Origin of the sequence: Flavobacterium wongokense (assembly GCF_021608265.1) — a bacterium.
GTDB lineage: Bacteria > Bacteroidota > Bacteroidia > Flavobacteriales > Flavobacteriaceae > Flavobacterium > Flavobacterium wongokense.
The window spans coordinates 16,475-31,908 of sequence record NZ_JAKIHP010000006.1 but is presented as its reverse complement, the minus strand read 5'-3'; the positions used below and the strand labels follow the sequence as shown (position 1 = coordinate 31,908).

Genomic DNA, 15,434 nt, shown 5'->3' with positions numbered 1-15,434 from the left:
CACATTTCTTGTAAAATTGGTTGGCAGACCAGTAAACTGAGTTACAACCCAAATTTTACAATCATGAAAACAATCCTCAAAACAACCGCTGTAGCATTATTTTTGTTACTCACAATTCCGGAATCGACTTGGGCTCAAGGCCCACCACCATGGGCGCCAGCTCACGGATACCGTGCAAAAACAAGGCACATCTATTTCCCACAGTATAATATGTATTACGATATGAACCGAAGTTCATACCTGTACCTCAATGGAGGGCATTGGTCTGTTAGTGCTGCATTGCCGAGTATTTTTGTAGGTGTTAATCTTGGAAATGCCGCACAAATCCAGCTTAATTATAACGGTTATGATCCTTATCGCTACAACGAAGTGCATGTGGTAGAATACAGGCGATATGTTGAAGAACCCCATTATCACTATGCTTATGAATGCAACGACCATCATCATCACAAACACGGTCACGGAAAAAAACATAAAAAACACAAACACCACGATGACTAATAACAAAAACCCTTTTTGGAAACAGAAAGGGTTTTTAATTTTCATACTTTAGCTTAGTGCAACATTACCATCATGAACAAACTTAAAAATCTCATCCAGGAACTGGAATCCCATATTCCGAATCTTGAAAAGTCCAATCCAACAGTTTCACAATCTACCATTGGCTGGCAGATTGACCATAGTTTGTTGGTTATTAATGGCGTGATTGATGAACTGAAAAATTCCAATCCTGAAAATTATAAATGGAAGTTCAATAAGATCCGGCTTTTAATCCAAATCACAAATAAAATTCCAAGAGGAAAAGTTAGGGTTCCAAAAGTAGTGAAACCCATTGATATCGCAACAGCTGAAGATTTAACTTCAAAACTCGAACTTGCAAAAAGGAATATTGATGCGATGGCAACGCTTGCTGCTAACTCCTATTTTACACATCCTTTTTTTGGAGATTTGAATTTGAAGAGAACGATTTGGTTTTTGAAACTGCATACCAATCATCACCTAAAAATAATCAGGGATATCAATGGCTAAGCTATAAACAGACAGAACCATCTACTAACAGATGGTTCTTCGTTTTGGCAATGGAGTCTCAAACCTATTTACCAAAAAAACTAAAATTTTAAACTTGAAATCATCATCCTATATCCGATGTATATTCAGCAATGAGGATGATAAGATAAACCAGGCAGACAATCAAAGCAGTGACTGCTAAAAACGCAACTGATTTTAAATTTTTCTCCAATAAATACCTGCTTCTGTAGACTAGACTTCTTTTCATAACCGTATAGTTTAATGAGGTAAGCACTCCATTAAAATAACTGAAAATAAAGCTTTTATAAAAATAAATGTGACGAACTGTGGGAAGTTTGGTACGAAAGCCAGTCTGGCTGTGATATTATTTAAACCACATTCAGCTTCTTAATCAAATCCTCGTAATAATTTTTGGAAATCGGAATCGCTTTATCGGCAATGGTTACAGTATGGGTTTCCAATTTGGTCAGATGCTCCAGATTGACGATATAGGATTTGTGCGTTTTGAAAAAAATATCGCTGTTGAGTTTTTCAATGAAATTGGAAAGCGTAGCACGGATCAATTCTTCCTTTTGCGTCGTCTGGATTTCAAGGTAATTTCCGTCGGATTTGATCCAAAGGATATCGTTGATGTTGAGTTTGGTATACTTGAATTTGTCTTTGATAAACAAAGCATCCTTGATAATTACTGCGTCTTTGTTTTCTTCAGCCTGTTCGTTTTCGGTTAATTTATGCAAGGCGAGTTCAATCGCTGTAAACAATTGTTCCTCCTTAAATGGTTTCACCAGATAATTTATCGGATTGGTTGCCTTCGCGCGTTGCAAGGTTGCAGAATCAGAATAGGAAGTCGTATAAACAAACGGGACTTTGTACTTTTCGTTAATGGTGTTTGCCAAATCAATTCCGTCTTTTTTTCCGTGAAGGTTGACATCAAGCAAAATCAAATCGGGCGTAACCGATGCTAAAATCGAAAGCGCTTCATCATAATCCATAGCATTGCCTACAATGTCATAACCCATTTTGGTCAGCATATTGCTCACATCTTCGGCAATAATCAACTCGTCTTCCACTATTAAAATCTTGACCATAATTTTATATTAAGCTGACTGATACACTTTTAAATCCTTGAATGCCACTGTAAATATAGTTTTTCCTTCTTTAGTAGCAACAGAAAAATTCCCTCTTAATTGTTTGCTCAAAATCGTAACCAGTTTCAAGCCAAGTGATTTTGAGTTTTTGATGTTGAAATCCTTTGGCAGTCCATCGCCATCATCTTCTATTTTGAGTTCATAATCCAATTCGTTTAGGGCTCTTATTTTAATCCAGATGTTGCCTTCTTCCTTGGTTTGAAACCCATATTTAAAGGCATTGGAAACTAGTTCGTTTACAATCAAGCCTAGCGGAATTGCAGTGTCAAAATCAAATTTTATATTGGAAGTCTGAATCCGCACTTTCACATTTTTGGAATTCCCGACAAACATTTTAGTGAGGTAATCGGCTAATTCCCTGAGGTAATTTTCTACATCGACTTTGTCAATTTCATCCGACTGGTATAAATTCTGATGGATCAGACTCATTGCCTGAACCCTGCTCTGCCCTTCCTGCAATGAGGCCAAAACCGTTGCATCCTTTATATTTTCCGACTGCATGTTCAGCAAACTCGTAATGATTTGAAGATTGTTTTTTACACGGTGATGGATTTCACGCAATAAGGTTTCCTTTTCCTGTAAGGAGTTTTGGATTTGCCCTTTTTGTTTTTCGATAATGTTACGCTGTTTTTTATAGCGTTTCAAATTGACATAAACGCCCAAGGTGACTATGCTCAAAACAAATAATGAAAGTATCACAATATACCGAATCCTCTTTTCCCTGACGGCCATTTTTTTGAGTATGGCATCTTTCTTTTCCTGTTTTTCCTTATTGGCTTGCTGTCTTCGCTCAAATTCATGCGATAATTGGATTTGGGTAAGTTTGGAACTGATTTGCTCGTTAAACATTTGGTCGCTCACCTTTTTGTATTGCACCTGGCTTTCATAAGCTTTTTGGTAATCGCCTCTTTTGCTGTAAATCTTAGCCAGGATTTCGTAGGCAAATTTTATCGATTCCAATTCGCCAATCTGTTCGGATAACTGCAGTCCTTTTTTGGTAAATTCTTCGGCTTTGCCCAATTGACCCATAGTGTAATATGCCTCTCCAATAGTTCGCAAAGCATCTCCTTCTCCCGATTTATTGGAGACTGTATTGAAACACGTCAGTGCATTATTAAGATAGGCCAACGAATTGCCATAATCCTTCAAACCCATATAATTCACGCCCATTCTCAAATAAATCAGTCCCAAACCATTGATTTTATCATGCTTTACCACATAATCAATGTTCTCTCTCAGGATTTCATTGGATTTTTCAAACTCTTTATAATCTGAATATACATTTCCAATATTGGTATTGACCGTATTTTTCAGGTTTTGCCCATAGTTGGAATTGTCATTTTTGAGTTTGCCCAAGGCTTTGTTGTAATACCGCAGCTCCTCTTTCCGATTGTCCAATTTGCCAAATAAAATGGCTATGTTGTTATAGATTCGGGCTTCTTTGGAAGTCTTTCCCAACTTTTGAAACTTGCCCAGAGCAATATTTAGGTTTTTGAGCGAAAGCGTATAATTGTTCAGGAATAAATAACTCTGACCCAAAGTAAAATAACTGTCCGCCAAATTTTCTTCGGCGTTGATTGCGGCATTGATTTTTATAGCACGAGTGATATTTTTGATGGCCAGATTGAAATCGGCTTTGCCATTGTAAATTTTCCCAAAAGTGTTATGCGAAAGTGCAATCCCTTTTCTGTAGTTGATTTTAGAGCTTAAATCAAGTGCGTTTTGGGTAATTAAAAGTGCTTTTTGAGGATTGGTTTCGTTGAAAACCATAGCCAGCTCAATCCATAAATTGCATTTTGTGGAATCCTGTAAAGTGAATTGGGTTCTTCCTGATTTTTCCTTTTGACGATCAAACTTAATAATCTCGCTTTGCAGGCTGTCGATGGTCCTTTCACTTTGTGAATATGTAAAAGAGAATCCAAAGAGCCATAGAAGAAAGATTAGTTTTTTAATCATACGCCCTTAGGTTTTCTGAGGTTTTTTCCTTGCTGCTGGAAATAAGACGTTGTTCAATATCAAGCGGAATCCAGGAGAGTTGGGATGCAGATCCAAAACCGTTGGTTCATCTCCTACCCTGTGCTGGTAATCCTCAGGATCGTGGCCACCGTAGAAAGTAAAGAAGCCTTTTCCTTTTTGCCCATGGATATAACGCGCTTCATCGTTGAGTTCGTTTTTCCCTAAAACCAATACGTTTGATTTTATCAATTCGCTGTCAAAGGCTGTGGTTTGTCCCATGAAACCTTTTACCAATTGTGTGTGGTTTTGACACAACATACTCGGAATGACGTCCCATTTTGCCGAGAATTCCATCAAGGTAAAATAATCCTTTTCAAAAGGAATACGGCGTTTTTCGGTCATGTCAATATCGGAAAACTCATAATGATCAGGCTTTCTGTCTAAAATAAAATTCTTGAAGGCAAAGGTTTTGTTGTAATCGATTTTGGATTGGTAATTGGCCTCGCTGTCATCGCCATCAAACATTGGCTCGCAGATATCAACACCTTCAGCCGACAAAGCAATGTCGAAACTATCCGTTGCAGAACACATCGCAAACATGAATCCACCGCCAATCACAAAGTCGCGGATCTTTTTGGCAACAGCCAATTTCTCAGTGGAAACTTTGGCAAAGCCCAATTTTGTGGCTAATGCCTCAGCGTCCCTCTTCTGCTCAATGTACCAAGGCGCATTTCTGTAGGCTCCATAAAACTTACCGTATTGCCCGGTAAAATCCTCGTGATGCAAATGAAGCCAGTCGTACAACACCAACTGGTCACCTAAAACTTCTTCGTCATATACTATCTTAAACGGAATTTCTGCATAAGTCAGCACCATCGTAACGGCATCATCCCAAGGCTGTTTTCCCGGAGGTGAATAGACTGCAATCTTTGGCGCTTTTTCCAAAACTACGCTTTCCATATTTTGTGACGGACTCGAAATGTCGGCTAAAATGGATTGTTCTTCAGCGTCGGATAAGACTTCAAAACTAACCCCACGAATCTGGCATTCCTTCCTAATTTCAGGAACATCGGGCAACAGGAACGAGCCACCACGATAATTCAGAAGCCAGCTCGCTTTGTATTGTTTATCCAAAGCCCAATATGTAATTCCGTAAGCCTTCAGGTGGTTTTTTTGCGTCGTGTCATCCATTGGAAGCAAAATAAAATTTGCCTTCATGGAAATGGAAACAAGCAAAAGGAAGATATAGAGTGGCTTTTTAAACATTTTTCAAAAAAATAATAAACCAAAGATAACAGTTTTACTGTGAACTAAATCATAAAAAAATCCCGCACAAGCGGGATTTATATTTTTAAAACGGGACATCGCTGTCGTCGTCATTGGAATTGATATTGCTTCCAAAAGCTTCGTTGGCCGAAGGCAGATTTTTGGTCATGAACGGATTGTCGTCGTGGTTCATTTTTGATGGCAAATCGTCGAATGCGCTGCCGTATTCTTCAAGATTATCAAACTTACCAAGGTTTCCAATGAATTTCAGTCGGATGTTTTCCAAAGAACCATTTCGGTGCTTGGCGATGATAAATTCGGCCTGCCCTGCGGTTGGCGTTTGTTCTTCATCATCCCACTCATCAATTTTGTAATATTCAGGACGATAAATAAACGAAACGATATCGGCATCCTGCTCAATTGCACCCGATTCACGAAGGTCGGAAAGCAAAGGACGTTTACTCGAACCACGCGTTTCAACAGCACGCGACAACTGTGACAATGCAATTACCGGAACTTCCAATTCCTTGGCCAAAGCTTTAAGGTTACGTGAAATGGTTGAGATTTCCTGCTCACGGTTTCCTCCGCCTTTTCCGTTGCTTCCACCGGCAGTCATCAACTGAAGGTAATCGACGATAATCATTTTGATTCCGTGTTGCGAAGACAACCGGCGCGCTTTTGCCCTTAAATCAAAAATGGAAAGCGATGGTGTATCATCAATATATAAAGGGGCTTTTTCCAAATCCTTTACTTTGGTGGAAAGCTGTTCCCATTCGTGTTTTTCGAGTTTTCCGGTTCTTAATTTTTCCGATGACAAACCAGTTTCTGAGGAAATCAAACGCGTGATTAACTGTACTGAGGACATCTCCAGCGAAAATAAGGCAACCGGCTGATTGAAATCGATGGCAATATTTCGTGCCATTGACAATACGAATGCGGTTTTACCCATACCCGGACGAGCCGCAATAATAATTAAATCAGAAGGCTGCCAGCCCGAAGTTACTTTATCCAGTTTATCAAATCCGGTTGCAATTCCGCTTAAACCTTCCTTATTAGCAATTTCCTCGATTCTCTTTTTCGCCTGAATTACCAAACTCTGAGCTGTTTCCGAACTACGTTTGATGTTTCCCTGCGTTACTTCGTATAATTTTGATTCCGCTTTGTCCAATAAATCGAAAACATCGGTAGTTTCATCATAAGACTCTTCAATGATTTCAGAAGAGATTTTGATTAAACTTCGCTGGATATATTTTTGCAAAATGATTCTTGAATGGAACTCAATATGTGCCGAAGAAGATATTTTCTGCGTAAGCTGGATCAGGTAAAAATCGCCACCAGCCAAATCCAATTTGGCGTTCTTTTTAAGCTGCGCCGAAACTGTTAATAAGTCAATAGGCTGAGAATCTGTGAACAACTGAAAAATTGCTTCAAAAATATGCTTGTGTGCTTCTTTGTAAAAAGCATCCGGTTGTAATATATCGATTACTTCGTCAACCCCTTTTTTATCAATCATCATAGCGCCCAGCACCGCTTCCTCTAAGTCGAGAACCTGTGGTGGCAGCTTTCCTTTTTCAAGGTTTATTATGGTAGTTTTATCTACTTTAATAGGGCTTATATTTCTTATGTTTTCCATGGAACGAAAGTAAATTAATTTAGCAGATTTTTGGGATTAAGTTATCTTACAGTTGTGTTTATAAGTTTCTTTTTTTTGTTAACAACCAAAAAAAAATCCGAAACTGTAGGGCTTCGGATTTAGATATATTTTGTAAGAATTTATTCTTTGTATTCGCCCATTTTACTGTATTTATCCATCCTTTGCGAGACTAATTCTTCTGTTGATAAATCTTTCAATTCGTTAAAGGCTTTCATGATATACTGCTCAACAGTTTTGAAGGCAGTTGCTTTGTCATAATGCGCTCCACCAAGCGGTTCCGGGATAATATCATCAACCAGTTTCAATTTTTTCATATCGGTTGAAGTCAGTTTCAATGCTTCAGCAGCCTGCTCTTTATATTCCCAGCTTTTCCATAAAATTGAGGAACACGATTCTGGAGAAATAACAGAATACCAAGTGTTTTCCATCATCAAAACGCGGTCTCCAACGCCAATGCCCAATGCTCCACCAGAGGCTCCTTCACCAATGATAACACAGATGATTGGCACCTTCAAACGAACCATTTCCAGAATGTTTCTGGCGATTGCCTCACCCTGTCCACGCTCTTCAGCTTCCAAACCAGGATAGGCTCCCGGAGTGTCAATTAGGGTTACAACAGGAATATTGAATTTTTCAGCCATCTTCATCAAACGCAGTGCTTTACGATACCCTTCAGGATTTGCCATACCGAAATTACGCAACTGGCGCATTTTGGTATTGATTCCTTTTTGTTGTCCGATTAGCATAAACGACTGACCGTCAATTTGGCCTAAACCACCAACCATTGCTTTGTCATCCTTGAAATTCCGGTCACCGAAAAGTTCCAAAAATGTTCCTTTGGTTAAGTTGGTAATATGCTCTAAAGTATAAGGTCTGTTGGGATGACGTGATAATTGTACACGCTGCCAGGCAGTAAGGTTTTTGTAAATCTGTCTTTTGGTTTCCTCTAATTTCTTTTCAATTTGCTTGCAGGTTGCAGTAACATCTACATTTGATTCGGCACCAATGATTTGGCATTTATCGAGTTGATCTTCTAATTCCTTGATTGGAAGTTCAAAATCTAAATATTCCATAGGGTCATTATTTTGTATAAATCGAATAGCAAATATAAAATTTTAAATTGTGAAAAATTGCACTTTTTACAGATTAATTGTAAACAACTTTAGGTCAATTTTTTACGCGATTTTAGGATGCCGTTTAGAATAACCGTCAATAAAATGACAAAAGCACCAATGTAGAATTCGAAGCTCATTTTTTCCTTTTCCTCAAAGATAAGCACGGCTAAAATGATTCCATAAATGGGCTCCAGATTGATGGTAAGCATTACTGTATAGGGACTCAAAAATTTCATGACTGATGTTGAAGCGATAAAGGCATACGCCGTGCAAACCGAACTTAGTACCATCAGGTACATAAAATCTTTGGCATCAAGCATGAAGAAATCGCTTGAAAAACTTTGTGTAGCCAATAATAGTAAAGTAAAGAAAATTACGCCGCCACTTAATTCGTAAAATGAGATTACCGTGGCCTCGTGTTTTTGTACCAATTTACTATTGATTACAGCAAACAAAGCAGAAAGGAAAGCTGATGACAAAGCGGTCAACATGCCCCAAAAGTAATTACCTTCGACATTGAAAATAATATAAAGCCCAATAATGACAAGCAATCCGAAGAAAACTTCGTAATACACTATTTTCTTCCCGTATAAAATCGGCTCCAACAGAGACGCAAAAAAAGCTCCAGTTGAGAGGCATGCAAGCGTGATTGAAATATTGGAAATCTTAATCGCATGGAAAAAAGTAAACCAATGCAAAGCGATGATAAATCCGGAACAAATAAACTGCAAAAAGACTTTGGGCGTAATCCGGATTGATAATTTTTTGAAATAGATATAAATCCCAATAAACCCAACTGCGAATAACATTCGGAACCAAACCAAAGGCAAGGCATCAAGCGAAATCAACGCACCTAAAACAGCGGTAAATCCCCAAATGAATACGATAAGATGGAGATGCAAATAACTTTTGAGGTTATCGTTTGGCATTTCTCAGAAGATAAATAGCCAGAATCCCGAAGACAATATTAGGTATCCAGACAGCAATTAATGGTGGTGCTGTTGATTTTTCGGCAAGAACACCAAAAACCTTATCGAGGAATACAAAGGCAAATGCAAGTATGATTCCGATGGCGAGGTTCACTCCCATTCCGCCACGACGTTTCATAGACGAAACCGCCACAGCAATAATCGTTAAGATAAAGGCTGAAACCGGAATGCTATACTTTTTATAAAGCACAACCAGGTACACATTGATATTCGAAGAACCACGCGCTGTTTCCTTTTCGATGAACTTATTGAGTTCATTTAAAGGCAGGGTTTCGGCTATGTAAACAACCGGAGTCAAATCTTCCAAATCAAATTTGAAAACCGTATCCTTAACTTCACCCGATTCAATGATATCCCCAAAGGGCCCAACTTTTCGCTTGTTGTAATTGTACAACGTATAAGTGCTGTCCTTGGCATTCCATTTGATTCGGCTGGCGATTAGTTTGTATTTTAATTTATCACCTTCGAATTTTTCCATCGAAAAATTGAACGCCATTTTGGAAACATTTTGGTAATTACTCACAAAAATATATTCGTCCTTGCTGATCTGGCGGAACACATCGGAGTTTTCACGCATGCCTTCAGGTCCGCTATTGGTCAGGTACGTATACCTAAAACTTTTAAATCCGGCACTCGCTTTGGGAACCAAAAATATAGTCATTACTAAAGCAAAAAGCGATACAATTGTAGCGCCAATAAGGTAAGGACGTAAAAATCGGGTGAAGGAAATCCCCGAACTCAATATGGCAATGATTTCGGTATTATTGGCCAGTTTCGATGTAAACCAAATTACTGACAGGAATAGAAATATCGGGAATAACAGATTGGCGAAATAAATCGTAAAGTCAAGGTAATATTGTGCAATTTCCTTAAATGGCACTTTATTTTCGATCATTTTATTGACTTTTTCCGAAACATCGATGACAATCCCAATAGGAATGAACATCAGTAACATCACGATAAATGTTCCTAAATAACGTTTGAGAATGTATCTGTCAATTATTCTAAGCATAGATTATAATCGTTGGCTCATATTTTTTACCATCATGTCTTTCCAGGTTCTGAAATCTCCTGCTAAGATATGTTTTCTTGCTTCACGAACCAACCACATATAGAAGCCCAAATTGTGAATTGTTGCAATTTGTTTCCCTAAATATTCATTGGCTGCAAACAAGTGTCGTAAATAGGCTTTGGTATATTCGGTGTCAACAAAAGTATAACCCATTTCATCAATTGGAGAAAAATCATCTTCCCACTTTTTATTTTTGATGTTAATGGTACCGTTTGCCGTAAACAACATTCCGTTTCGGGCATTTCGGGTTGGCATTACACAATCAAACATATCAATCCCTAAAGCAATGTTCTCTAAAATGTTGATTGGTGTTCCTACGCCCATTAAGTATCTTGGCTTATCTTCGGGAAGGATTTCACAAACCACTTCAGTCATTGCGTACATTTCTTCAGCAGGCTCACCAACGGAAAGTCCGCCAATAGCATTTCCAAGCTGGTTCGTATTGGCAATATATTCTGCCGACTGCTGGCGCAAATCCTTATAGGTACTTCCCTGAACTATCGGGAAAAGTGTTTGTTCGTAACCATATTTAAAAGGTAGTTTTTCCAAATGATTGATGCATCGGTCCAACCAACGGTGTGTCATGTGCATCGAACGTTGTGCATATCTGTAATCACACGGATACGGAGTACATTCATCAAAAGCCATGATAATATCGGCACCAATCGTACGCTGGATTTCCATCACATTTTCGGGAGTGAAAAAGTGAAACGAACCATCAATATGCGATTTGAATTTTACACCTTCCTCCTTGATTTTCCTGTTTGATGAAAGTGAATACACCTGATAACCTCCACTATCGGTCAAAATATTCCGATCCCAATTCATGAATTTATGCAAACCTCCGGCCTTTTCAAGGATTTCAGTTTGGGGACGCAGGTATAAATGATAGGTATTTCCAAGAATGATATCCGGGTTAATCTCTTCCTTAAGTTCACGCTGATGCACTCCTTTTACAGAAGCAACGGTACCAACAGGCATAAATATAGGAGTCTCAATTACGCCGTGGTCCATCGTAATACTACCGGCACGCGCTTTTGAGTTAGGATCTTTAGCTAATAAATCAAATTGCATTTTCTTCTTTTAATAGTCGGCAAAGATAAAAGAATTATGAGTTACGGCTTAAGTGTTATTGATTTATTTAACATAAGGAATCCGCTCAACAAATGTGAGTTTAGAAAGACAAAAAACAAGGAGTTAAAATCAGCCGGCTTTTTTGGCTGCATCCAAAGTGGTCAGTACTTCATGGATATTTTGTTTGAATTCCTGGAAATTATGTCTTTTAACCAGGCATGAAACCCCCAAATCGGCACAATACTGAAGCAGCTTTTTAGGATAGGCACCAGACACCATAACTACCGGAATGTCCTTCATATCATCTGATTTTTTAATGATTTCCAAAATCTCTTCACCATTCAATACCGGCATGTGAATGTCGAGGAAAACAACATCCGGTTTTTGAGCCTGGATTTCCAAAACCAGCAGCATCTTTCGTCCATCTGAGAACACTTTTACAGTATGTCCCAACTCTTCGGTGATCTCCTTAAAGAAATCTAAATCTTCATGGTCATCATCTAAATAGTAGATTGTTTTTTTCTTTTTCATGGTGGTAGATTTTTGATGAGGTCAAGTTAAACGAATAATTTTTAGGTCAAATTACAAAATATTGCAAAATACTTATATAATTTCGTGTTAATATCGACAACTGACATGGCTGATTTATTTTCTTAACAACCACTTAATAACTAATTTATAAAACTTTTGCCATTGGTAAAAATTAGAATTACTTTTGACCACATCTAATTTTTAACTACAAAAAATGTCTAACACACAACATTTACAAGATTTTTCTACACAAGTCCGAAGAGACATTCTTCGTATGGTACATGCTGTTAATTCGGGACATCCCGGAGGTTCGCTTGGCTGTACGGAATTTTTTACAGTGCTTTACCAACATTTGATGGATAGAAAGCCAGGTTTCAATATGGACGGAATTGGCGAAGATTTATTCTTCTTGTCAAACGGGCATATTTCTCCGGTTTTCTACAGTGTTTTGGCAAGAAGCGGTTATTTCCCGATTTCAGAATTGGCTACGTTTAGAAAACTGAATTCGCGTTTGCAGGGACATCCAACTACTCATGAAGGTTTGCCTGGAGTTCGAATGGCTTCGGGTTCTTTGGGACAGGGAATGTCTGTTGCCATTGGTGCGGCTCAGGCTAAAAAACTAAACAACGACAATCATTTGATTTATTCGCTTCACGGTGACGGAGAGTTACAGGAAGGTCAAAACTGGGAAGCCATCATGTATGCTTCTGCCAAAAAAATCGACAACCTGATTGCTACCATCGACTTAAATGGGCAGCAGATTGACGGTCCAACGGATGAAGTTCTGAATATGGGTAATTTAAAAGCCAAGTTTGAAGCCTTTGATTGGGATGTTATGGAAATCAAGGAAGGGAATGACATTGATGCCATTATTAAAGGTATGGAAGAAGCTAAAACCAGAACCGGAAAAGGAAAACCGGTTTGTGTATTGCTGCATACGGTAATGGGACATGGCGTTGATTTCATGATGCACACGCACGCTTGGCACGGAAAAGCGCCAAATGATGATCAGCTGGCAATTGGATTGGCACAAAACTATAACACTGGAGGAGAAACTGACTACTAAGAAAAATGAAAAAATACGAAAACACAGGAAGTAAAGATACGCGTTCAGGATTCGGAGCAGGAATGACCGAATTGGGACAAAAAAATGAAAATGTAGTTGCGCTTTGTGCAGACTTGATTGGTTCATTGAAATTTGACGATTTTAAAAAGAACCATCCGGAACGTTTTTTCCAAATTGGAATTGCAGAAGCAAACATGATTGGAATTGCAGCCGGTTTGACCATTGGCGGAAAGATTCCGTTTACCGGAACTTTCGCTAACTTTTCGACCGGAAGGGTTTATGACCAAATCCGTCAGTCAGTTGCCTACTCAGATAAGAATGTGAAAATTTGCGCTTCGCATGCCGGCTTGACTTTGGGAGAAGATGGAGCAACACACCAAATTTTGGAAGACATCGGTTTGATGAAAATGCTTCCGGGAATGACGGTAATCAATACCTGCGATTACAACCAGACCAAAGCTGCAACCATTGCTTTGGCAGAACACCATGGCCCTGCTTATTTACGATTTGGACGTCCGGTTGTGCCTAACTTTACTCCGGCTGACCAGCCATTTGTAATTGGAAAAGCAATTATGCTGAACGAAGGGACAGATGTTACAATCATTGCGACAGGCCATTTAGTTTGGGAAGCTTTGATAGCTGCTGAAAAATTAGAAGCAAAAGGAATATCGGCAGAAGTAATCAACATCCATACGATTAAGCCATTAGACGAAGAGGCTATTTTGAAATCTGTGGCAAAAACAGGCTGTGTGGTTACTGCAGAAGAGCATAATTTCCTTGGAGGTTTAGGCGAAAGCGTTTCAAGGGTTTTAGCACTTAACAATCCAAAACCACAGGAATTTGTTGCGGTGCAGGATAGTTTTGGCGAAAGCGGAACTCCGGAACAATTGATGGAGAAATACAAGTTAAACAACCAGGCGATTGTTGAAGCTGTAGAAAAAGTAATCAAGAGAAAATAATCTCCTTATTTTATCCAAAAAAAATCCCGTTCAGTGAACGGGATTTTTTTTAGTTTTAATTAGCACCGTGGCAGCTAGGATCTAAATAATTCTTCTTACCATTCCCTGTTCCTCCACAGGTTGGAATATTCGCAAAAGGATAAGCTTGTCCGGTGATAGGATTTTTGATTTCGCTGGCAGTCGTAAAGAAATCCCCGTCGTCATCAGTATCCAGGAAATCCGGCTTTTCATCACCATCAGTATCATCAGGATTTACAACACCTTCTTCCATTGAATATACATATCCATCAGCCACACCCGGATTATCCGGACTGCTAATATCTTCCAAATAGGAATCAATTCCATCTGAATCATGGTCTACTCTTTGAACTTCATACAATTTGATACTGAAGATTAATGGTGAATAAGCAGGAACTCCTGCTGTTGAACCACCAAAATAAGCTAATCCAGAAGGAATGAACATCACCCCTGCTCCAAAATTGTCGAAAGTCACTGTTCCGTCAGGGTTTCCAACATAGGTTCCTGTTTTGAATTGTGGGAATATTTCACTCCAGCCTCTGATTACTCCCGTTAAGTTGAAATAACTTTGCGGATTGATTAATTCTTCAAACTGCGTTGATTTTATGGTAGTCACAGAAGTACCGCCAACAGTTTCAGTACTGCTGTAAATATATTCTCCTCTATAGGAAGTCAATACTCTGTCTACATTACAAGGTGATTTACTATCAGGGCCAGAACCTTCCCTTAGTTTCAAATAATATATTTTATAGGTGATGTCAACATCATTTTGCTTTACAGTTACCAATCTGGTTTGGATAGGATAATCCAATTGGTTCATTATAGAAGTCTGCCCAGCATCTATCAAAGGATAGGAAACATCCAGATCCTCTGTTTCACCCGGATGATGCTCTACTACAAGATAATGGGTATTCAAAAAGGTTTCAATATTGGTAATGTCTTTTGTATACTGTTCGGTGTAATCGCGCAAAGGTGTCTGACTATCACTTTTTGAACAGGAAACAATTGTTAGGCCTATTGAAAAAAGCAATATAAATTTGAAAAAGTTATTCATTTTTGTTTGAATTTTAAGCGCGCAAGATACAATATTGATTTATTTTTGTGAACTATTTAACGTTGATTTTGGAAAAAAAATGAGAGTAGATAAATATTTATGGTGTGTTCGTTATTACAAAACCCGAAACATGGTAACCGAAGCCTGTAAAAAGAATCATATCACCGTTAATGGTCAAATTGCAAAACCATCAAAAGAGGTTTTTCCATTGGATAAAGTTACTTTCAGAAAAGATCAGATTACTTATCAGATTACTGTTTTGGATATTCCGGAAAATCGTGTTGGTGCCAAATTAGTTGATATTTACCGAAAAGACGATACACCTCCTGAAACTTTTGCCCATTTGGAATTAATCAAACTGTCTAAAGAACATTATCGCAAAACAGGAACCGGAAGGCCTACCAAAAAAGACAGAAGGGATTTGGATGACATCGAATGGGAAACAGGTTCTGACGAATAATTTTTAACCAAATAAAAAGCCCTCGAGTATTCGAGGGCTTTTT

At 38.5% G+C, this 15,434-nt stretch carries 16 protein-coding genes; 5 read left to right on the top strand and 11 right to left on the bottom strand.

The features are described 5' to 3' along the window. Nucleotides 1-63 precede the first annotated feature (63 nt). Both L1S31_RS12925 and L1S31_RS12920 read left to right on the top strand, forming a co-directional pair. On the top strand, nucleotides 64-501 hold the full coding sequence (locus L1S31_RS12925) for a hypothetical protein (RefSeq protein ID WP_236465158.1): 438 nt from the start codon (nucleotides 64-66) through the stop codon (nucleotides 499-501). Between the two features lie 72 nt (nucleotides 502-573). Next, complete coding sequence (locus tag L1S31_RS12920; protein WP_236465157.1) at nucleotides 574-1,029, top strand: DinB family protein; 456 nt, start codon at nucleotides 574-576, stop codon at nucleotides 1,027-1,029. A 103-nt stretch (nucleotides 1,030-1,132) separates the two neighbouring features. Here the strand turns inward: L1S31_RS12920 and L1S31_RS12915 are convergent, their stop codons facing one another. From L1S31_RS12915 to L1S31_RS12870, 10 genes are all read right to left on the bottom strand, one after another. Then, nucleotides 1,133-1,276, bottom strand: a complete 144-nt coding sequence (locus L1S31_RS12915) for a hypothetical protein (protein ID WP_236465156.1) — start codon at nucleotides 1,274-1,276, stop codon at nucleotides 1,133-1,135. Between the two features lie 121 nt (nucleotides 1,277-1,397). Then, the gene (locus tag L1S31_RS12910; protein WP_236465155.1) at nucleotides 1,398-2,117 is read right to left on the bottom strand and encodes a LytR/AlgR family response regulator transcription factor; all 720 of its coding nucleotides are present in this window, start codon (nucleotides 2,115-2,117) and stop codon (nucleotides 1,398-1,400) included. Nucleotides 2,118-2,126: 9 nt separating this feature from the next. Further along, complete coding sequence (locus tag L1S31_RS12905; RefSeq protein ID WP_236465154.1) at nucleotides 2,127-4,133, bottom strand: tetratricopeptide repeat-containing sensor histidine kinase; 2,007 nt, start codon at nucleotides 4,131-4,133, stop codon at nucleotides 2,127-2,129. 6 nt (nucleotides 4,134-4,139) lie between these two features. Continuing rightward, entirely contained in the window at nucleotides 4,140-5,399 is a 1,260-nt protein-coding gene (locus L1S31_RS12900; RefSeq protein WP_236465153.1) for an asparagine synthetase B, read from the bottom strand. 85 nt (nucleotides 5,400-5,484) lie between these two features. Continuing rightward, the gene (dnaB, locus tag L1S31_RS12895; RefSeq protein ID WP_236465152.1) at nucleotides 5,485-7,032 is read right to left on the bottom strand and encodes a replicative DNA helicase; all 1,548 of its coding nucleotides are present in this window, start codon (nucleotides 7,030-7,032) and stop codon (nucleotides 5,485-5,487) included. A 140-nt stretch (nucleotides 7,033-7,172) separates the two neighbouring features. Beyond that, nucleotides 7,173-8,126 carry an acetyl-CoA carboxylase carboxyltransferase subunit alpha gene (locus tag L1S31_RS12890; protein WP_236465151.1) on the bottom strand — a complete coding sequence of 318 codons (954 nt, stop codon included), beginning with the start codon at nucleotides 8,124-8,126 and terminating at the stop codon, nucleotides 7,173-7,175. Between the two features lie 89 nt (nucleotides 8,127-8,215). Continuing rightward, on the bottom strand, nucleotides 8,216-9,097 hold the full coding sequence (locus L1S31_RS12885; RefSeq protein WP_236465150.1) for a DMT family transporter: 882 nt from the start codon (nucleotides 9,095-9,097) through the stop codon (nucleotides 8,216-8,218). Beyond that, nucleotides 9,084-10,169 carry an LptF/LptG family permease gene (locus tag L1S31_RS12880; protein WP_236465149.1) on the bottom strand — a complete coding sequence of 362 codons (1,086 nt, stop codon included), beginning with the start codon at nucleotides 10,167-10,169 and terminating at the stop codon, nucleotides 9,084-9,086. Before L1S31_RS12880 ends, L1S31_RS12885 begins: the two co-directional genes overlap by 14 nt. Nucleotides 10,170-10,172: 3 nt before the next feature. Next, the gene (tgt, locus tag L1S31_RS12875; RefSeq protein WP_236465148.1) at nucleotides 10,173-11,303 is read right to left on the bottom strand and encodes a tRNA guanosine(34) transglycosylase Tgt; all 1,131 of its coding nucleotides are present in this window, start codon (nucleotides 11,301-11,303) and stop codon (nucleotides 10,173-10,175) included. A 129-nt stretch (nucleotides 11,304-11,432) separates the two neighbouring features. Continuing rightward, a complete protein-coding gene (locus L1S31_RS12870) occupies nucleotides 11,433-11,834 on the bottom strand; it encodes a response regulator (protein WP_236465147.1) in 402 nt (133 codons plus the stop codon). Between the two features lie 214 nt (nucleotides 11,835-12,048). On the opposite strand from L1S31_RS12870, the gene L1S31_RS12865 reads away from it, so the two are divergent. After that, complete coding sequence (locus L1S31_RS12865) at nucleotides 12,049-12,900, top strand: transketolase (protein ID WP_236465146.1); 852 nt, start codon at nucleotides 12,049-12,051, stop codon at nucleotides 12,898-12,900. Between the two features lie 5 nt (nucleotides 12,901-12,905). Further along, on the top strand, nucleotides 12,906-13,859 hold the full coding sequence (locus tag L1S31_RS12860) for a transketolase family protein (protein ID WP_236465145.1): 954 nt from the start codon (nucleotides 12,906-12,908) through the stop codon (nucleotides 13,857-13,859). Between the two features lie 55 nt (nucleotides 13,860-13,914). Here the strand turns inward: L1S31_RS12860 and bamM are convergent, their stop codons facing one another. Continuing rightward, the gene (gene bamM / locus L1S31_RS12855; RefSeq protein ID WP_236465144.1) at nucleotides 13,915-14,931 is read right to left on the bottom strand and encodes a BamM family beta-barrel-assembly machinery protein; all 1,017 of its coding nucleotides are present in this window, start codon (nucleotides 14,929-14,931) and stop codon (nucleotides 13,915-13,917) included. 79 nt (nucleotides 14,932-15,010) lie between these two features. Here bamM and L1S31_RS12850 point away from each other — a divergent pair, with 79 nt between their 5' ends. Continuing rightward, complete coding sequence (locus L1S31_RS12850; RefSeq protein WP_236465143.1) at nucleotides 15,011-15,391, top strand: RNA-binding S4 domain-containing protein; 381 nt, start codon at nucleotides 15,011-15,013, stop codon at nucleotides 15,389-15,391. The last annotated feature ends 43 nt before the right edge of the window (nucleotides 15,392-15,434 follow it).